Source organism: Enterobacter cloacae complex sp. 2022EL-00981 (assembly GCF_028737495.1).
Taxonomy (GTDB): domain Bacteria; phylum Pseudomonadota; class Gammaproteobacteria; order Enterobacterales; family Enterobacteriaceae; genus Enterobacter; species Enterobacter cloacae.
The window spans coordinates 104,324-123,530 of the sequence record NZ_JAQZRK010000002.1; the positions used below are offsets into that span (position 1 = coordinate 104,324).

Consider the following 19,207-nt stretch of genomic DNA (forward strand, 5'->3'; position numbering starts at 1 on the left):
CCGGTATTGCCAACGGCAGCCTGGTGATTGATACCACCACCGTGAATACCGACTGGGCGACCACGGCGGGTAACCTGAATAACTCGACCATGACCGTCGGCACGAACAGCAGCGGCCTGTGGAATATCATTGCTAACGGCCAGTCTTACTCCAGCAGCGATAGCTCGACCTATGCCGGCAATACGCTGAGCAACACCCGTGGCTATTACGTGGTGAGCCAGACCGCCGCTGACTTTGACCGTAACGGCACGCAGGATATCTTTGCGACGGAGAACACCTACGCGGGTTCTACGCAGGTGATGTGGACCTACGATGGCAGCACCTATAACGCCAGCCAGCTGGCGATGGGGACCACCATCTGGTACGGCGGCGTGGTGGCGTACGACAAAAACGGGGATGGTTACCTGGATCTGGCGTACGGCGATGCGGGTATGGACTCATTGACCTATCTGGTGAACAACAACGGCGTCCTGTCGCCGGATGGCACCGGCGGTGAAGGTGGGTTCTACGGTCAGTTTGACTCTGGACGTGAAATCTCCGGCGTCGACCTGAACAACGACGGCACCGTAGACATTGTGCAGCACACCAACCGCAGCGGCGCGTACTCGTTAACGGTGATTAATAACAACGGCAACGGCACGCTCTCCATCGGCCAGAACCTGACCAACGTGTTTGTGGTTAACGCGGCGAATACCACCACGGCAGCCTCCATGACGTGGGCGGACTTCAACGGCGATGGCTACATGGATCTGTATCTGGGCAGCAGCTACAACAACACCGGCGGGGTGATCTACTACAACAACGGTGCAGGGCAGCTGTCCACGACCAAGAGCGCGGTAGAAGCTTCTAACGCCACGGCGGGGTATCTGTCCGTGGCGGTGGACTGGAACGGTGACGGGCAGATGGACATCATCAAGCTCAGCACCTACGGCGCGTCACAAACCGCAACCCTGTTCACCAACAACGGTTACGGTTCCACCTGGACCTCGAGCCAGCTGGCGTCTGGGCTTGCCAACGTCACTGGCGTGGCCGCGGTGGATTACAACTGGGACGGCGCACAGGATCTGCTGGTGTCGCAGCAAAACGGCAAGGTGGTGCTGGTGCAAAACAGCAAAACCATTGCCGACGGCACCGCGATGCACCTGCACATTGTCGACAGTGAGGGTATCAACGCTTACTACGGCAACACGGTCAATCTGTATAACGCCGCGGGTGTGCTGGTGGCCTCGCAGATCATCAACGCCCAGTCCGGTATCGGCTCGAACGATACCTCTGCGCTGGTGAGTTTCTACGGACTGGATCCGAATGAGTCCTACTCGGCCGAGATCGTCAAGATCACTAACGGCGTGTCGGATAACGTCACCTGGAGCGGCCTTGAGGCGGGCAACGGTAAGGAGGGCTACGTGCTCACTGCCGAAGCGGCCACCGGCGGCCACAGCGGAACGATTACCGGCACCGGGTATAACGACACCTTTATCGCAGAGGATGGCACCTATACCTATAACGGTTCCGGCGGCTGGAATACCCATTCCGACTACGACACCTGGAGCAACACCGGCGGGATGGACGTGGTGGATTACCGCAATGCGACCTCCGGCGTGACCGTTGACCTGCGCCTCTCTACCGCGCAGGACACCGGGTTCGGGACGTCACGACTGCTCAACATTGAGGGAATTAACGGCTCGAACTTCGACGACGTCATTACCGGCAACAGCGGTGATAACCAGTTCGAAGGCCGCGGCGGGAACGACACCTTCAACATCGGCAGCGGCGGTCACGATACGTTGCTCTACAAGCTGATCAACGCAACGGATGCGACGGGCGGTAACGGTCACGACGTGGTGAACGGCTTTACGGTCGGCACCTGGGAAGGGACGGCGGACACGGATCGTATTGACCTGCGCGACCTGCTCTCCGGCAGCGGCTATACCGGCACCGGCTCGGCGAGCTACGTGAACGGCGTGGCCACGCTGGACAGCAGCGCGGGCAATATCAGCGATTACATCCGCGTGGTGCAGAACGGCAGCAACACCGAGATCCAGGTGGACCTCGATGGGACGGGCGGCCAGTTCTCGCCAACCGCCCTGGTGACGCTGAACGGCGTGCAGACGGATCTGGCGACGCTGCTGGCGAACCATCAGCTGTTAATTGCGTAAAACTACGCCGCGGGGAGCGATCCTCGCGGCCTTTTGCGTTTCTTTACATGAATAGCCATAACCCTATATTTCACAAGATTATTTTGCGGGCTCGTTTAGAAAGTGTTCGATTCTTAACCATCCCGTGAAGGTATCATTTCAGTGCGAAATTATCGCCCTGAACAGGACGTAGCATTATGAAGACACATCCACAGTACGAACCCTGGCTGCAGGGCATGCTCACCATCGCGAAGCACTATCGGCTGGACTTTTCGGCGGAGCACGTTCGGGTCACGATTAACCATGAAAGTCAGTCTCCGCGCCAGCTGGTGCTGGAGGAGATGGCGCGCCAGCTTGGGCTCGGGATGCGTGTGGTGGCGGCTGAAGCGGTATCCCTCGACCCGTGGCGTCTGCCGCTGCTGGCGGAGTTCACCGGTGGACAGATCGCGGTTATTAACCGCATGGACAACGACGGCAACGTCAGCCTGCAGTTCAGCGGCGATGGCGGGCTGGAGACAACATTAACGCGGGAAGCGCTCGGCGCACGGCTGAAAACACTGCTGGTGTTGCGCCCGCTCGAATCCACGCCGGATGCCCGCGTGGATGATTACATCAAACCCTATGAGAAAAACTGGTTCTGGCAGCTGGCGCTGAAAGACTGGCGACGCTACAGCGACATCATGCTGGTGGCGCTGGTCGCGAACGTGCTGGCGCTCTCCGGTATGGTCTTCTCCATGCAGGTGTACGACAGGGTGGTGCCCTCGCAGTCTGAAGCCACGCTGTGGGTGCTGTTTGGCGGCGTCATGCTCGCCATCGTGTTCGAATTCATTATGCGTATGCTGCGCGTGCATATTTCGGATGTGGTAGGTAAGCGGGCGGATCTGCGGATCTCCGAGCGGGTGTTTGCTCACGCGCTGCGGATCAAAAACGGCGCCCGCTCTAAATCGACCGGGTCGTTTATCGCCCAGATCCGCGAGCTGGAGTCGGTGCGCGAGCTGATTACCTCCACCACCATTGCGGCGATTTCCGATCTGCCGTTCTTCCTGCTGTTTGTGTTCATTCTTTGGATGATTGGCGGCCCGCTGGTGCTGGTGGTTCTGCTTGCCGTGCCGCTGCTGCTGATCCCGGGCCTGCTGGTACAGCGCCCGCTGGGAAAACTCTCCAGCGAAGGGATGCGCGAATCCGCCATTCGTAACGCCACCCTGGTGGAGGCGGTACAGGGCATTGAGGACATCAAGCTGATGCGCGCCGAACAGCGTTTTCAGAATCAGTGGAACAACACCAACGATGTGGCGGCCACCGTCGGAATGAAACAGCGCTGGCTGACCGGGCTGCTCCTGACCTGGACCCAGGAGGTGCAGTCGATTGTTTACGCGGTAGTGTTGCTGGTGGGGTGCTATCTGGTCATCAGCGGTGACATGACCACCGGTGCGCTGGTGGGGACCTCGATTCTGGCCTCGCGCACCATCGCGCCGCTCTCACAGATTTCGGGCGTGCTGTCCCGCTGGCAGTCGGCGAAGGTGGCGAGAAAGGGTCTGGACGACCTGATGCAGCGCCCGATTGACGATCCTCAGCAGGGTAAAAAGGTGCATAAAGCCCATCTGCGCGGGAACTATACCCTCGACGACGTGGGATTCTGGTACGACGACGAGGAAAAACTGACCGTGCTGCACATCAGCAAATTGCAGATCCGCGCCGGCGAACGGGTGGCGGTTCTGGGGCGCAACGGCTCCGGCAAAAGTACCTTGCTGCAGCTTCTGGCCGGGATGCAGGAACCGCAGCAGGGAAGCATTCTGCTGGATGACATTGCCTTAAATCATCTCGACACCGCCGATGTGCGCCGGGATATGCAGTTGCTCAGCCAGCAGGCGCGGCTGTTCTTTGGTTCCGTGCGCGACAATATTGTGATGGGCAACCCGCTTGCTACCGACGAGGAGATCCATCAGGCGCTGGTTAACAGCGGTGCGCTGGAGTTCGTGCGTAAGCAGAAAATGGGGCTGAACTACCTCATCAATGAAGGGGGGGCCGGGTTATCCGGCGGCCAGCGACAGGCGCTGTTGCTGGCGCGCGCCCTGATCACGTCGCCCAATATTCTTCTGCTGGACGAGCCTACCGCCTGGCTGGATGAGATGAGCGAAAAGCAGTTCATTCAGCACTTACAGCAATGGCTGGGCAAGCGCCGGACGCTGGTGGTGGCAACACACCGGCTGCCGATTCTGGATCTGGTTGACCGCATCATCGTGCTGGAAAACGGCAAGGTGGTGATGGATGGCCCGCGCGACGCGATCCTGCGTCAGCACGGTATGGCGCCGCAAAAGGCAGCGCAGCGTACCGTGACCATGAAACCGGCGGCCGTGGCCGAGGAGGGAATGGCATGAATGATCTATCCCGCTATAACAGCCGCCTGAAAGAGCCGCGCCTGCCGCGCTCAACGTGGGTGGCCTGGTCGCTGTTCGCGCTGCTTGCGGCGTTTATCGCCTGGGCGAGTCTGTTCCAGCTTGATGAAGTCACCACCGGCAACGGCAAAGTGATCCCGTCTTCTCACGAGCAGGTCATTCAGTCGCTGGAGGGGGGCATTATCCATAGCCTGCTGGTGCGCGAAGGTGACATCGTTGAACGTGGGCAGCGGCTGGCTCAGCTTGACCGCACCAAAACAGAATCCAGCGTGCTGGAGAGTGAGTCTCGTCTGAATGCCGCGCTGGCCACGGCTGCGCGCCTGAAAGCGGAAGTCAACGACACGGAACTGACGTTTCCGCAAGAGCTGGATGACGACGTTGAACTGGTCAAACAGGAAACGGCGCTCTTCCAGTCCCGTCGCGAAAGCCTGGAAAAAGGGCTGGCCGGTTTGCGTCAGGGGGCTGAACTGGTCCAGCGAGAGCTGTCGTTAACCCGTCCGCTGGTCACTCAGGGGGCGGCGAGCAAGGTGGAGGTGTTACGTCTGGAGCGGCAAAAAAACGAGCTAGAGAACAAAATCACCGAAATGAAAAACCAGTATTACGTGCGCGCCCGTGAAGAGCTGGCGAAAGCGAATGCGGAGATCGAAGCCCAGCGCTCGGTCATGAAAGGGCGCGAGGATTCCCTGACCCGTTTGACCTTCAACGCGCCGGTGCGCGGGATTGTGAAGGACATCGACGTCACCACCGTCGGCGGGGTTATCCCGCCCAATGGGAAACTGATGAGCCTGGTGCCTCTTGACGATCAGATGGTGGTAGAAGCGAAAATTTCACCGCGTGATGTGGCGTTTATCCATCCCGGACAAAAAGCGCTGGTGAAAATCACCGCCTATGACTACTCGATTTATGGTGGACTGACGGGTGAGGTGACCATGATTTCACCCGATACCCTTCAGGATGAGGTCAAAAGAGACGTGTACTACTACCGCGTCTATATCCGTACTGACAGTAACCACCTGACCAATAAACAGGGCAAGGAATTTCCGGTGTTTCCGGGGATGATTGCGACGGTGGATATTAAAACGGGCAGTAAATCCATTCTGGATTATCTGCTGAAACCGCTGAACAAGGCGAAAGAGGCGTTGCGGGAACGCTGACGAACAGAAAAGGGCGCTCGGGAAACCGAACGCCCCAGGATTATACCGGGGAGGTTACGTCACCCCCCTGGCGTCGCTCCTTCGGAACCACGTTGATGTAATGCGTGACATAGGCAAAATATAACCCGGCATAATTTTCGACGAGCTGCATAAATGCAGGATAAATGGTCATGCGGCCATCCCCTCTGTCTTTAAGATAACCTGCCTCTTGCGCGGATTTAATTATGCGCGCCACGTGGATACGTGAGACAAAAAACGCTTTCGCCAGCGTACCGGGCGAATAATCAATTATCGCGCCATGTGCGGTTTTGTTTTTAATAGCCTGCAAATATAAATACAGCATAATCATTCGCCCTCCATCTTTATCAATAAATAACCCCACTTCCGGTAACACGGCTTTGAAGGTTAATCCGCGAAACAGATACTCAGCCGCCCGACGGAAAAAGTTATTTCTCAGAATATCGTTATCTAACAGGTTAAGGTCGATGTTAAATGTCGGGTAAAGAATACTGACGGGTATAAATGCGCCGCTCATGTAACGTTTTAGTTCATCCAGTCCTTTTTGCGTGGGGGCGATGCGCGTCTTTCGGCGATCCTCCATACAGCGCCAGGTCTTAATCCGCCCGGTAGTTCTCAGTAAGGTGATGATAGCAATAACGCTGTTGGGACTGGCGATTTTGTATCGCGAACATAATGCTTTTATCTCTGAAACAGATTCGGCCTGATTACCGAATATAAAACAACACATGGCAAGAATAATATTGAACCGTGATTCCTGGAGCATTGTTTTGTAGAACAAGGGTTGTTTTTTATAGATGCTGTCATTGATTTTGTAGTGTTCTATTATTGCCTCGCTAAACCGCGGGTTGTTCTTAATAACATCCCTTCGATGTAGCAAGGCCCTGGATGAGATATGATTATCCATAGCATTTTCTCTTTTTGAGCAAGCCGACGTAATGAAGTGTCCAGACTTCTTTTTCGGAATTTTCATTATACCTTGCGGGGAAAATATTTTCCGTCGTTATTTGCAAAGATTGTTATATTTGCACAGCATATGGATCCAGGCGGTGATTAACGCAAAGATGTTGCAGGGCGAGACGTTGATAACGGTTTATTAACCTACGGGGGTAAGATAAAATTAACCTGTTACGCAGGTTATATTCAGGCTTGTGACATTTCCGCATGTTTTTAGTCTCGATGTGCTGGTCATTATTGACCAGGGCAACGGTGTTTTTGTACCCAGGAGCGCATTATGATTCAAAACAATTCTCACAATAATCATGATTGTCATGCACAGGAATTTGTTATTTCAGCCTGCAGTTTTACGTTCCAGGGGTACCGTCTGTTACTGAAAGAGCAGGGAGGGGTGGCGTCACAGGTGCGTTTTGAGGATGACGTCGCAAATCGGGAAGATGTCTACACTATTATCAAAAATCAGGACGCTAAAATTACGGTCTTTCTCGGGGAAGAGATCGTGGATCTTTTGCAGAGCCTCAGGCACCTTGCCGATCTTCTTAACACGCTTCCCGTCATCCGCCCGGTCACTCTGTATGGCAATATACCTGACAGTTGGCTGTACGGGACCTTGCGTAGTTTATTGAATAACAATCAAAAATTATCTCTGATCCGCATCGCCAACAGCGGCGATATTATTGCGCGTGTTCAGAAAAAAAACGACGCATGCAGGGACAGATCTCGCTCATTGCAGGATCATCAGGCGGACTGTAGCTTTAAAGACCGTCAAAAAGGGCTCACAAACAGAGAACTTGATGTCTTATTACATTTCTACCGGGGCATGTCGGTAAATAAACAGTGCAAAAAATTTGGGCTGACGAATAAAACGGTATATACACATCGCAAGGCCGGTTTAAGAAAGCTGCAATTAATCCAGTTGTGGTATAAAAATTCTCAGGGTTTTTCTGCGTCAGGGAGTGGGGAACGGCAGGGCAAAATATAATCACTGTCCAGTACTGAGGTGGATGTCTTTAATGCGCTGCTTAAAAGGGAGATATTTCCTGCGTATCAAATCATCACCGATGAAAATAAAAAGGGTGTGGGGTTTGAGATTTTATTACGCTGGAACAAGAACGGTAAAATTATCAAGCCTGCCCATTTTCTTACCGGGGTGAAAAATCGTGAACTATGGTTGAATATCACGGCGCTGGTGCTTCATGCCGCTGTTTCTGGCATCAACAAATATAACGGGAAATATTATTTTTCGGTGAATATACCGCCGGAACTCGCGGCCGGAAATGCCTTGCCCGAGATGGCCAAAAAAGCCATCAAGATGCTGCTCAAACCCCAGTGGGCCGCGAACCTGGTCTTTGAATTTGCTGAAGATATTGATGTGACCAAAGATAAAACCATCCCAGAAACCATGCGTCGCCTGCGCAGTACGGGGTGTCGGTTATTCCTGGATGATTGCTTCTCCAGCCATCAAACCATGTTTCCGGTGAGGCAGGTTCATTTTGATGGTTTAAAGCTTGACCGGGATATTGTCGGAAAGTTTGTCGCTAATGACAATGATTACAAGCTTATCAAAGCGATTCAGATATACAGTGACATGACCGGCAGCGAATGTATTGCAGAGGGGGTGGATAGCGAAGAGAAATTTGAAAAGCTGGTGGCGTTAGGCGTAAAAAGTTTCCAGGGATATTATCTTTCCCGCGCTGTGAAGGAAGAGGAGTTAGATCGCATGGTAAGATTGTTTAGCTAATAAAATAAGGCCCCGTGGGGCCTGAGATTATTTACGGCCGAGTAACAGGCCCAGAACAATACCCACAGCACCAGCCGCAATCAGGCCGGTTAACGGGTTATTTCTGACTGCCTCAGTGACATCAGAAACGGCATCACTGGCCTGCGCAGCATATTTTCGTGCTGCCCCTTTCACCTGATGTTTAGGGGAGTCAACGAATTCACCAAACTGCTGCTGAGCAGAGCCCGTCAGTTCGTCGAGTTTATTTTTGGCTTTATCACCAGCATACTGTGCGTTTTTATCAGCGTCGAAATCAGACATTGTTACCTCCTTTTGTGGATAATTAAAGGATAGCCGCTATTTCAACATCTGAGAGCCGTAATGCGGATTCTGGCGCGTTTTAGGATATGTCTCCCTTCGCGCCGCCTTACTCGTCAGACTCGTCTTTGCCGTAAAATAGTTTGCCAATTTTGATGAGAGGACGCCCCTGAGACTTGCGGTGAAGGTTGCTGTCACGTAGGGAATATACGCACCCGCAGTACTCCTGCTGATAGAACTGTTCGCGCTTGCTGATCTCAATCATCCGCGACGATCCGCCTTGCTTGCGCCAGTTATAATCCCAGTAGACCATGCCCGGATAGTGGGCTGCCGCGCGCTGACCGCAGTCGTTAATCTGCTGCATATTCTTCCAGCGCGAGATGCCAAGGGAGCTGCTGATCACACTGAAACCATTTTCCGCCGCAAATAACGCCGTGCGTTCGAAACGCATATCGAAACACATGGTGCAGCGGATCCCACGCTCAGGCTCCCATTCCATCCCTTTTGCGCGTTCAAACCAGTTGTCCGTATCGTAATCTGCATCAACAAAGGGCACGCCGTGTTTTTCCGCAAAACGAATATTCTCTTCCTTACGGATGAGATACTCCTTTTGCGGGTGGATATTGGGGTTATAGAAGAAGATGGTGTAATCAATGCCCGAGGCCTGAATGGCCTCCATTACCTCGCCGGAGCAGGGCGCGCAACAGGAGTGCAGCAGCAGTTTGTCAGCGCCGTTTGGCAGGGTAAGTTGAGGACGAATGAAGGGGGCTGTGCTCATGGTATTCAACAATATGTTAATGAAATTTATGGAATTGTAGCATAGATCCCGCACAGCCGGGATCTCTGCACAGTGCGCACCGTTTACCCGGCAAATTTCAGCAGCGCTTCTCCATCCAGGCGATAGCGCACCCACTCGGACTGCGGGAGCGCGCCAATGCTCAGGTAGAAGTCGATTGCCGGCTGGTTCCAGTCCAGTACGCTCCATTCCAGACGACCACACTGGCGTTTTACGGCGAGCTGCGCGATATGTTTCAGCAAGGCTCTTCCCGCGCCTTTACCGCGATAATCCGGGGATACATACAGGTCTTCCATATAGATACCGTTGCGGCCAAGCCAGGTTGAATAGCTGGTGAAGAACACGGCATAGCCAGCGATCTTACCTTCATACTCCGCGATCAGCGCTTCGGTTTTACTGTCTGCGCCAAAGAGGGTTTCGCGGATCTCGTCCGGCGTGGTGATCACTTCTTCCGGTGCTTTTTCATAGACCGCCAGCTCATAGATCATGGCGTAAATGGCCGCCGCATCCTCGGGGCGGGCCTGACGAATGGTAATGCTCATGGTTGTTCCTGCATGTTTTGCGATTGATGGCGCTAAGCATACGGAGTATTGTCCGAAGAATTAAGTGCAATGAAATCAACAAATGATGAATATTATGCATCCGGCCCTGAGACGCCTTGATTTAAACCTGCTGCCCGTTTTCGACGCCATTTACCGTCACCGTTCGGTTCGCCTGGCCGCCGATGAGTTAGCGATGAGCACATCGGCACTGAGCCATGCGCTGTCACGTTTGCGAACGACGCTGAATGATCCGCTATTTTTCCGGGAAGGGCATCGCATGTCACCCAGCGTGTATGCCACACAGCTCGCGCCGTCCATTGCATCTGCTTTGTCGTTTCTTAATCATGAGCTTACCCCGCAGCCGGAGTTTGAAGCGGCCAAAAGTAGCGAGAGTCTGCACATTGCGATTACAGATTTTACCGCGCTTTGTATATTCCCGGCCCTGATGCACACGTTGCAGGATGCCGCGCCGGGTTTGCGTTTTGAGCTGCGCTATCTGCCACACAGCCCGGCGCTGACGGAGCTGCTGGCGGGCGAAGTGGATCTGGCGCTCGGTTTCAGCACGGCGGAGGAGATCCGCCATCCTGAACTGGAGGAGATAAGCTGGTTTGAAGATGAGTATGTGGTCATCAGCAACGCAAGCCGGACGCGTCTGACGCTGGAGGATTATCTCGCGGCCCGCCATCTGGTTGTCACCCCCTGGAATGAGAAGCAGGGCGTGCTGGATTTACGGCTGGAGGAGTTGGGCTATACCCGGCACATTGCGATCAAAACCCCGTCAATGCTCAGCGCACCGTTTATCGTTGCGCAAAGCGATCTGCTGATGGCCATTCCCCGGTATGCAGCCGAAAAGCTGAAGGCGGCCGTGAATATCAACATTTTTACCTTACCGTTCGCCATTCAAAAATTTGACGTGAAAATTTACTCCCATAAACGCAGCGGTCAGCGGGGCGCAACCCGCTGGCTGAAAGAAGAGTTGCAAGCGCTGGCGCAACAGGGTGATAAATGATTAATGAATATATTGTCTGAAATATGAACGCGCACCTGCCGCAAGTCATCGGCAGGCGCGCGGGGGCCATAACTGATAGGGGTTCAGTTGGTATCTCAGTAAAATATATGTTAAGCATGCGGTCCCTGTAACAGGGGACAGCGGATCCAAAAGCTAACTTATTAAATGATTAGCTATCGCGGGGCACTCTTATTATCAAAGGGGTTGTCTCAAATCCGTGCGGGCATTTGCGCGCATTGCAATGCTCAGCGTATGAGCAGTCTTCAGAATCCAGGTTTTTATTAAAAGGACAGGCCATTTTGTTTTTTATTTCGTCCCACAGGTTCTCATTGTATGGCGAGACGTTATAAAGGGATATGTGGTTGAACACCCCATTTACAAAAATTCCATTTTTTGTTGTATGTATTCTGTCTCCGGGCAAAAGATAGATGTCACTCTCGTACCAAATTATTAATCTTAATAATTTCAAACCAACAATGTGCGAATAAACGATTCCTGTGTTAGGGCAAATGACAGAACTTAATACTCGCCACGACATCATACTCTTCTCCATAAGATATTTTTACCTGGATTTAGGTTTAGCACGTGATCAGATATCGATCAATATTGTAACTCATTGATATTGATCGTTATTTTAAAGTGTTGTGATTTTTCTCTATATATAACAATGGCTTGCGCAATATGGTTTCGATAATTATTTTGAATTATAAATCTTACATCAAAGAGGAGTGGTTTGTTTTTGACCGTTTACAGGTTCTGAACGCAAAAAAATAAGATTCCGTAGAAGCCTTTATTATTAAGGGAAATTTAATCATGGCGGAAACCATTTCATTTCAACATGTTACCAGGTTTAAGGTTTAGAAGTTTTTTTGAATTATTATCAATGCTGCTTATCGATTCCAGCGAATAAAGGGTACTGGTGACGCTTTTTTTTGGCTTAGCCATAGAAAATGGCTGAATTCGAATGTAGAGGCCAGCATTTCAAAGAGAAATTATTCAGAATTACTTATGTATGATAATGCGATTCAAGAGCCTGATAACCCTATGAAAGCTGTTGTTTACATAATGTTGCTTTAAAAGGTACCATACCCCCCTATAGTATCAGGAGGCCGTATGCCGCACTCACCCGAAGATAAAAAACGTATCCTCACTCGCGTTCGTCGCATTCGGGGCCAGGTTGATGCCCTTGAACGCGCGCTGGAGTCGGGCGACCCCTGTCTGGCTATCCTGCAGCAAATTGCCGCCGTGCGCGGTGCTGCCAATGGCCTGATGGGCGAAATGGTCGAAATTCACCTCAAAGATGAGCTGGTAACGGGGGAAACCACGCCGGATCAGCGAGCCGTGCGCATGGCAGAAATCGGCCATTTACTGCGCGCTTATCTAAAATAAACCCACACACCACACAATAAGGGAAGACACTATGAAATCTCGCGCAGCCGTCGCATTTGGCCCTGGCCAGCCGCTCAAAATCGTTGAAATCGACGTTGCACCGCCGAAGAAGGGCGAAGTGCTGATCAAAATTACCCATACCGGGGTGTGCCATACCGATGCCTTTACGCTGTCGGGCGACGATCCGGAAGGCGTTTTCCCGGCGGTGCTCGGCCATGAAGGGGGCGGTGTGGTGGTGGAAGTGGGCGAAGGCGTGACCAGCCTGAAGCCGGGCGACCACGTAATCCCGCTGTACACCGCAGAATGCGGCGAGTGTAAGTTCTGTAAATCCGGTAAGACCAACCTCTGCCAGGCGGTTCGCGCCACTCAGGGCAAGGGGCTGATGCCGGACGGTACCACCCGTTTCTCCTATAACGGCGAGCCGGTTTACCACTACATGGGCACCAGCACCTTCAGTGAATACACCGTTTGTGCGGAGATCTCACTGGCGAAGGTGAATCCGCAGGCGCCGCTGGATAAAGTCTGTCTGCTGGGCTGCGGCGTCACCACCGGGATTGGGGCAGTACACAACACGGCGAAAGTGAAAGAGGGCGACACCGTGGCGGTGTTCGGTCTTGGCGGGATTGGTCTGGCGGTGATTCAGGGTGCGGTCCAGGCGAAGGCCGGGCGGATCATCGCGGTGGATACCAACCCGGAGAAATTCAAACTGGCGGGTGAAATGGGCGCGACCGATTTCGTGAACCCGAAAGATCACGAAAAACCGATTCAGGAGGTCATTGTTGAGATGACCGACGGCGGCGTGGACTTTAGCTTCGAATGTATCGGCAACGTGAACGTGATGCGTTCTGCGCTTGAATGCTGCCACAAAGGCTGGGGCGAGAGCATTATCATCGGCGTGGCCGGTGCGGGCCAGGAGATCAAAACCCGTCCGTTCCAGCTGGTAACCGGGCGCGTATGGCGTGGCTCAGCGTTCGGCGGCGTGAAAGGGCGCACGCAGCTGCCGGGGATGGTTGAAGATGCGATGGCCGGGAAAATCCAGCTCGATCCGTTCATCACCCACCGTTTACCGCTGGAGCAGATCAACGAGGCGTTCGATCTGATGCATGAAGGTAAATCCATTCGTACCGTTATTCATTTCGGCGACAAGTAACTCTTACGCCAGCGGTTTTTCGCCGCTGGCGTTTCTTTAATAATCTTCTCTAAAGTGTGACCAGTGCGGCGTTTTTAGCCGTAATCTAAATCTCAGCCGTGCCGATGACTATTTAACAGGCGTGTTTTTACGCATCTTACCTACAAGAGAGTCGACGGTCATGGACAACACTACTTCGATGCCAGCGCAGCGCAAGCTGGGCTTCTTGCATCACATCAGGCTGGTTCCGCTGTTTTCCTCCATTCTCGGTGGCATTATTCTGCTATTTGCCTTGAGCGCAGGTCTGGCGGGGTATTTCCTTTTACAGGCCGACACCGATCAGCAGGATGTCACGTCTGAAATTCAGGTGCGTATGGGGCTGTCGAATAGCTCAAACCATCTGCGAACCGCGCGTATCAATATGATCCACGCCGGGGCGGCGAGCCGTATCGCGGAAATGGATGCGATGAAGCAAAACATCGCTGAGGCGGAAAAACGGATCAAACAGTCTCAGGAAGGGTTTAATGCCTACATCAATCGCCCGGTTCGTACGCCTGAGGATGAAGCGCTGGATGCCGATCTGAAAACACGCTATGACGCCTATATCGCAGGCCTGCAGCCGATGCTTAAGTTTGCTAAAAACGGCATGTTTGAAGCCATCATTAACCATGAAAACGAAAGCGCCCGCCCGCTGGATGATGCCTACAACGCCGTGCTGCTGAAGGCGATAAAGATCCGCACCGAGCGCGCGAACGCCCTGACGGTTAAGGCACACAGCCGCACCCAGCTGGGTCTGATGTTTATGGTGGGCGCGTTTGCCCTGGCGCTGGTGCTGACGGCCATGACCTTTGTCGTGCTGCGTCGCACGGTGATCACCCCGTTGCAGCGCGCCGCGAAACGCATTGAAAATATCGCCAAAGGCGACCTCACCATGCCGGACGATGTGGCCGGACGCAGCGAAATTGGCCGCCTGACGCGCGACCTGCAAACCATGCAGCACTCGCTGGAGAACACTGTCGGTACCGTGCGTCAGGGGGCGGAAGAGATCTATCGTGGCACCAGCGAAATCTCCGCAGGCAACACCGACCTCTCTTCCCGTACCGAGCAGCAGGCGGCTGCCATTGAGCAGACGGCAGCCAGTATGGAGCAGCTCACCGCAACGGTGAAACAGAACGCCGATAACGCGCACCATGCCAGCAAGCTGGCGGAAGATGCCTCCGGTAAAGCCAGCCGTGGCGGCCAGATGGTCTCCGGGGTGGTTAAAACCATGGGCAATATCTCTACCAGTTCGAAGAAGATTTCCGAAATTACTGCCGTGATTAACAGTATCGCCTTCCAGACCAATATTCTGGCGCTTAACGCGGCGGTAGAAGCAGCGCGTGCGGGTGAGCAGGGGCGCGGGTTTGCCGTGGTGGCAAGCGAAGTTCGTACTCTGGCAAGCCGCAGTGCGAATGCCGCCAAAGAGATCGAAAGCCTGATCAACGAATCCGTTTCGCTGATTGACCAGGGCTCGGGCGAAGTCGTCGCCGCCGGTAATACCATGAATGAAATCGTCGAAGCGGTTAAACGCGTCACGGACATTATGCTGGAGATCGCTGCCGCGTCTGATGAACAGAGCCGTGGTATTGAGCAGGTGAGCCAGGCGATTTCTGAGATGGATAAAGTGACCCAGCAGAACGCCTCGCTGGTGGAAGAGGCTTCCGCCGCGGCGGCGTCGCTGGAAGAACAGGGCGAGCGTCTGACCGAGGCGGTGGGTGCGTTTCGACTGAGCGGCGCGAAGCAAGGCCGGGCGGCAACGTCTGAGCCAGTGGCGAAGAATGCGCCGCTGCGTCCGACGGCAGCGGTTTCCGGGGATAACTGGGAGACGTTCTGAGTGGCGTGTTGTGTCGGGTGACGGCTTCGCCTTACCCGACCTACAAATAAAAAGGGACCTTTCGGTCCCTTTTTTCATCGCTTACTTTTTATCGGGTAACGCATACGCGATAACGTAATCACCGCGATCCGGTGACTGGCGGGCGCCGCCAGCGTTAATGACGATGTACTGTTTACCGGTTTTCGGTGAAACGTAGGTCATCGGCCCGGACTGGCTGCCGACCGGCAGACGGTCTTTCCAGATCTCTTTTCCGGTGGCGGTATCGAACGCGCGCAGGTAGAAATCCTGAGTGCCGGCAAAGAACAGCAGGCCAGACTGGGTGGAGAGCGACGCGCCAAGGGTTGGCATCCCGATAGGGATCGGCATATGCATGCGAATACCCAGCGGGCCGGTATCTTCCACGGTGCCCACCGGAACCTGCCACACCAGCTTGCCGGATTTCAGGTCAACCGCGGACATCGTGCCAAACGGCGGTTTCTGGCATGGAATACCCAGCGGTGACAGGAAACGCTCGCGCATGGCGCCGAACGGCGTGCCGTCCATGGGCACAATACCCATCTCAATCCCGCTGGCGTCTTTCGCCACGCTGGCACGCGGTACCATGTAGTTGGCCAGACCCAGGCGCATATCGTTGACGAACATCAGCCCGTTGTTCGGATCGACTGAGACGCTGCCCCAGTTCATCCCGCCCAGTGAGCCAGGGAACTGCAGGGAACGATCGAGACCCGGCGGGGTAAAGACCCCCTGATGGCGCATCTCTTTAAACTGGATGCGGCACAGCAGCAGGTCGACAGGCGTCGCGCCCCACATGTCGGATTCGGTCAGGGTCTGGTTGCCAATCATCGGCATACCGACGGAATACGGCTGCGTCGGGGAGTAGCGTTCGCCCAGCACGTTACCCGCCGGGACCGGACGTTCTTCCACTTTCGCCACCGGTTTGCCGGTTTCGCGGTTGAGCATAAAGATCATGCCCTGTTTACTGGTCTGCACCAGAACCGGCGTGGTTCCGCCTTTACCGTCTGGCAGATTGTACAGCAGCGGTTGAGAAGGCAGATCGAAGTCCCACAGGTCGTGATGGGTGGTCTGGAAATGCCAGCGGACCTGGCCGGTGGTGGCATCAACGGCAACGATGGAGGAGCTGTATTTATCATCCAGCGCGGTGCGTTCTCCGGCCCAGAAATCTGGCGTGGCGTTACCGGTTGGCAGGTAAATCAGGTTCAGTTTTGCGTCATAGGACATTGCAGACCAGACGTTCGGTGTACCGCGCGTGTAGGTCTGGCCTTCCGGCGGCAGGCCGGTCAGGTCCGGATTACCCGGATCCCACGCCCAGGCCTGTTTACCGGTATGAACGTCATAGGCGCGCACCACGCCCGGCGGTTCGCCGGTGGAGAAGTTATCCGCCACGCGTCCGCCGACCACCACCACGTTTCCTGCCACCAGCGGCGTGGAGGTTTGCTGATAGTAGCCCGGTTTTATCTCACCCATACCCACGCTCAGATCCACGGTACCTTTGTCACCAAAGTCTTCGCAGGTTTTACCGTTATCGGCGTTGATGGCAATCAGGCGGGCATCGGTGGTGGGCAGGAACAGACGGCGCGGGCAGGCGGCGGGCTGCGCATCTGTCTGTGACGTTGTCACGTTTTGTGAATCTTCAAAATAGCCCAGCCCACGGCAGCGCTGCCAGTTCGGGGCCGTGGCTTTGGCGTCGTAACGCCACTTCTCTTTCCCGGAATCTACATCCAGCGCCAGCACTTTGCTGTACGGCGTACAGACGTAGAGCGTGTCGCCAATCTGCAGCGGCGTGTTCTGGTCTTCCGCACCGGAGCCGTTGCTCTGGGGGATATCCCCGGTATGGGCAACCCACGCGACTTTCAGCTCGTTAACGTTCTGCTTGTTGATCTGGTCGAGGGCCGCAAAACGATCCCCGTGGGTGGTATTACCCCAGTGTTCCCAGTTCTTCTGCTGTTCGCCAGCCGCGACCGGTTTCACCGGCACCGGCTCATTCGCCGCCACCAGCGTTTGGGGTTTAAACATCCAGCCCAGGCTGACCAGCATTGCCACGGCGAGCAGCGCCGCCACGCCAAAGGCCGGGCCTTTTTTCACCGGCGTCGCACGGTTTGCCGCACGCAGGAACGGCCAGACGAGGGCACACAGGAATGCCAGAACCGCAAAGGTGAAGAGGCGTGAGAAGAGCGGCCAGAAATCCCAGCCGGCATCGCTTACCGCCCAGAACAGCGACGCGATAAACGCGATGCCATACAACACAATCCCGCTGCTGCGGTTGATGAAAATCAGGATCGCGGCAATCACCATTACCACGCCCATGATCAGGAAGTATCCACTTCCGCCTACGGTGACGAGTTTAAAACCCAACCCGCCAACGGCCAGACCGACGATCGCCATCAGTCCGGCAAGGAGCCACTGCAGGATACGGGGTATCCCACGTGGCGCGCTGCCAAATGCCATCTCTTTCTCCTTAAGATCCCCCGCTGCTCAGCACGACAACGTGCCGGAAGTGTACCAGGTGGGTAATAAATGCAGTGGGAATAATGATTAATACGCTTGAATTCGGGGTTGATAAAACATTTACGAACCATTTGGTGAATTCGTCGCTATGATAAAACTGTTAAATTGTTTTGCGCAATTGTTAATAAATGATTTCGCATTAAATGATTAGAACGCAGAAATGACCCTCGTCCCGGGGGGAGAGGGTCAGGGCAAGGGGAAAGGAATCAGGCAGGCATCGATTTACGTATCGCGCTCAGCAGCGTCTGTGCACCTGAGGAGAGCGGCGTATCAACGCGGGTTAAAATGCCAATCGGTTCGCCGGCGCCGGGCGAGGTCACCGGCAGTGCGGTGAGCGTGCCCTGGCGTAAATCATCTTTAACCGCACCGGAGGGGACGAACCAGACGTAGTCATAATCCACGGTAAGCTGGCGTGACAGGGAAGCGGACAGGGTTTCAATACAGCCTGTCGGCAGCGTACAGCCCTGCATCTGCAGTAACGTTTCGGCATTTTGCCGTGGAACCGTACCTTTTGGTGACACGACCACCGGCCACTCCATCACCCTGCTTAGGGTAACCGTATCCTGCAACAGAGGATGGTTGGGGCGTACCACCAGCTTCAGGGATTCCAGGAACAGCAGTTCATAATTCAGTCCCACCATCAGTTCGGGATCTGACATCCGTCCGATACCCAGATCCAGCTCGCCGGATTTCAGCCCCGCAAGCAGCATGGTGTTATTCATGGTGGCGACCTGCAGGGTCGTATGTTTTTGCTGTTTATGAAACTGACCAATGACCGGCGGCAGAATGCCCAGCGCCGCCGTGGGCAGGGCACCCACACGGACAATCTCGTGCGTCTGCTCTTCTTTACGGTTTAGCGCCTGTCCGGCGGTATTGAGCGCATCAAGCACTTTTACTGCATGGGTCAGAAACTGCTCCCCGACCAGGGTCAGTTGTGCGCCCAGACGGCCGCGATCGAACAGACGGGCACCGGTCAGTTGTTCCAGCTCGTTAAGCGTTTTTGAGAGAGCAGGCTGGCTCAGGTTAAGGGTTTCAGCCGCACGCCCCAGCGTTCCCTGTTGAGCGACGGCCACAAATGTATGCAAATGGCGCAAGCGTATGCGCTGACTGAACAGACCATTTTTTTCCATAGGCGATGTTAAAAACAGAGCGATGCGGGTGACAAGCTAAGTTGTTTAATTTTGATAACTTGATAGCAAAATATTTTTAACATTTGATCTGTTTGAGTTACAACATGTTTTTGGC

Annotated in this window: 13 protein-coding genes and 2 pseudogenes; 8 read left to right on the forward strand and 7 right to left on the reverse strand. The window is 54.4% G+C overall.

Annotated features, from left to right (window positions below; genetic code table 11):
* Positions 1-290 precede the first annotated feature (290 nt).
* The 3 genes and pseudogenes from PUZ33_RS25190 to PUZ33_RS02365 all read left to right on the forward strand — a co-directional run.
* Positions 291-2,156: pseudogene (locus PUZ33_RS25190) on the forward strand (FG-GAP-like repeat-containing protein); the annotation flags it as partial.
* A gap of 176 nt (positions 2,157-2,332) precedes the next feature.
* Positions 2,333-4,513, forward strand: coding sequence for a type I secretion system permease/ATPase (locus PUZ33_RS02360; protein ID WP_058680476.1), 2,181 nt, complete (start codon positions 2,333-2,335; stop codon positions 4,511-4,513).
* On the forward strand, positions 4,510-5,685 hold the full coding sequence (locus PUZ33_RS02365; RefSeq protein ID WP_013096690.1) for an HlyD family type I secretion periplasmic adaptor subunit: 1,176 nt from the start codon (positions 4,510-4,512) through the stop codon (positions 5,683-5,685). Before PUZ33_RS02360 ends, PUZ33_RS02365 begins: the two co-directional genes overlap by 4 nt.
* Before the next feature lie 40 nt (positions 5,686-5,725).
* Here the strand turns inward: PUZ33_RS02365 and PUZ33_RS02370 are convergent, their stop codons facing one another.
* Entirely contained in the window at positions 5,726-6,610 is an 885-nt protein-coding gene (locus PUZ33_RS02370; RefSeq protein ID WP_013096689.1) for a hypothetical protein, read from the reverse strand.
* Between the two features lie 327 nt (positions 6,611-6,937).
* Between PUZ33_RS02370 and PUZ33_RS02375 the strand changes: the two are divergent.
* Positions 6,938-8,401: pseudogene (locus PUZ33_RS02375) on the forward strand (EAL domain-containing protein).
* Positions 8,402-8,428: 27 nt separating this feature from the next.
* Here PUZ33_RS02375 and PUZ33_RS02380 read toward each other — a convergent pair.
* From PUZ33_RS02380 to PUZ33_RS02390, 3 genes are all read right to left on the reverse strand, one after another.
* A complete protein-coding gene (locus PUZ33_RS02380; protein WP_013096686.1) occupies positions 8,429-8,701 on the reverse strand; it encodes a DUF883 family protein in 273 nt (90 codons plus the stop codon).
* Between the two features lie 106 nt (positions 8,702-8,807).
* A complete protein-coding gene (locus tag PUZ33_RS02385; protein WP_058680474.1) occupies positions 8,808-9,476 on the reverse strand; it encodes an epoxyqueuosine reductase QueH in 669 nt (222 codons plus the stop codon).
* 83 nt (positions 9,477-9,559) lie between these two features.
* A complete protein-coding gene (locus tag PUZ33_RS02390; RefSeq protein WP_029883812.1) occupies positions 9,560-10,036 on the reverse strand; it encodes a GNAT family N-acetyltransferase in 477 nt (158 codons plus the stop codon).
* An 82-nt stretch (positions 10,037-10,118) separates the two neighbouring features.
* Between PUZ33_RS02390 and PUZ33_RS02395 the strand changes: the two genes are divergently transcribed.
* Entirely contained in the window at positions 10,119-11,045 is a 927-nt protein-coding gene (locus tag PUZ33_RS02395; protein WP_047024778.1) for a LysR family transcriptional regulator, read from the forward strand.
* Between the two features lie 169 nt (positions 11,046-11,214).
* On the opposite strand, the gene iraM is transcribed toward PUZ33_RS02395, so the two are convergent.
* Complete coding sequence (gene iraM / locus PUZ33_RS02400; RefSeq protein ID WP_306294893.1) at positions 11,215-11,598, reverse strand: anti-adapter protein IraM; 384 nt, start codon at positions 11,596-11,598, stop codon at positions 11,215-11,217.
* A 560-nt stretch (positions 11,599-12,158) separates the two neighbouring features.
* Between iraM and PUZ33_RS02405 the strand changes: the two genes are divergently transcribed.
* From PUZ33_RS02405 to PUZ33_RS02415, 3 genes are all read left to right on the forward strand, one after another.
* The gene (locus tag PUZ33_RS02405; RefSeq protein WP_058680473.1) at positions 12,159-12,434 is read left to right on the forward strand and encodes a metal/formaldehyde-sensitive transcriptional repressor; all 276 of its coding nucleotides are present in this window, start codon (positions 12,159-12,161) and stop codon (positions 12,432-12,434) included.
* Between the two features lie 31 nt (positions 12,435-12,465).
* Positions 12,466-13,584, forward strand: a complete 1,119-nt coding sequence (locus PUZ33_RS02410; RefSeq protein ID WP_023619503.1) for an S-(hydroxymethyl)glutathione dehydrogenase/class III alcohol dehydrogenase — start codon at positions 12,466-12,468, stop codon at positions 13,582-13,584.
* Between the two features lie 160 nt (positions 13,585-13,744).
* Complete coding sequence (locus PUZ33_RS02415; RefSeq protein ID WP_058680472.1) at positions 13,745-15,436, forward strand: methyl-accepting chemotaxis protein; 1,692 nt, start codon at positions 13,745-13,747, stop codon at positions 15,434-15,436.
* Positions 15,437-15,517: 81 nt separating this feature from the next.
* Here the strand turns inward: PUZ33_RS02415 and PUZ33_RS02420 are convergent, their stop codons facing one another.
* Positions 15,518-17,902, reverse strand: coding sequence for a glucose/quinate/shikimate family membrane-bound PQQ-dependent dehydrogenase (locus PUZ33_RS02420; RefSeq protein ID WP_058680471.1), 2,385 nt, complete (start codon positions 17,900-17,902; stop codon positions 15,518-15,520).
* Between the two features lie 266 nt (positions 17,903-18,168).
* The gene (locus PUZ33_RS02425) at positions 18,169-19,092 is read right to left on the reverse strand and encodes a LysR substrate-binding domain-containing protein (protein WP_014831860.1); all 924 of its coding nucleotides are present in this window, start codon (positions 19,090-19,092) and stop codon (positions 18,169-18,171) included.
* Positions 19,093-19,207: the final 115 nt, after the last annotated feature.

Coding starts and splice junctions, on each gene's coding strand:
- PUZ33_RS02360 (WP_058680476.1), top strand. CDS start 2,333: ATGAAGACACATCCACAGTACGAACCCTGGCTGCAGGGCATGCTCACC.
- PUZ33_RS02365 (WP_013096690.1), top strand. CDS start 4,510: ATGAATGATCTATCCCGCTATAACAGCCGCCTGAAAGAGCCGCGCCTG.
- PUZ33_RS02370 (WP_013096689.1), bottom strand. CDS start 6,610: ATGGATAATCATATCTCATCCAGGGCCTTGCTACATCGAAGGGATGTT.
- PUZ33_RS02380 (WP_013096686.1), bottom strand. CDS start 8,701: ATGTCTGATTTCGACGCTGATAAAAACGCACAGTATGCTGGTGATAAA.
- PUZ33_RS02385 (WP_058680474.1), bottom strand. CDS start 9,476: ATGAGCACAGCCCCCTTCATTCGTCCTCAACTTACCCTGCCAAACGGC.
- PUZ33_RS02390 (WP_029883812.1), bottom strand. CDS start 10,036: ATGAGCATTACCATTCGTCAGGCCCGCCCCGAGGATGCGGCGGCCATT.
- PUZ33_RS02395 (WP_047024778.1), top strand. CDS start 10,119: ATGATGAATATTATGCATCCGGCCCTGAGACGCCTTGATTTAAACCTG.
- iraM (WP_306294893.1), bottom strand. CDS start 11,598: ATGGAGAAGAGTATGATGTCGTGGCGAGTATTAAGTTCTGTCATTTGC.
- PUZ33_RS02405 (WP_058680473.1), top strand. CDS start 12,159: ATGCCGCACTCACCCGAAGATAAAAAACGTATCCTCACTCGCGTTCGT.
- PUZ33_RS02410 (WP_023619503.1), top strand. CDS start 12,466: ATGAAATCTCGCGCAGCCGTCGCATTTGGCCCTGGCCAGCCGCTCAAA.
- PUZ33_RS02415 (WP_058680472.1), top strand. CDS start 13,745: ATGGACAACACTACTTCGATGCCAGCGCAGCGCAAGCTGGGCTTCTTG.
- PUZ33_RS02420 (WP_058680471.1), bottom strand. CDS start 17,902: ATGGCATTTGGCAGCGCGCCACGTGGGATACCCCGTATCCTGCAGTGG.
- PUZ33_RS02425 (WP_014831860.1), bottom strand. CDS start 19,092: ATGGAAAAAAATGGTCTGTTCAGTCAGCGCATACGCTTGCGCCATTTG.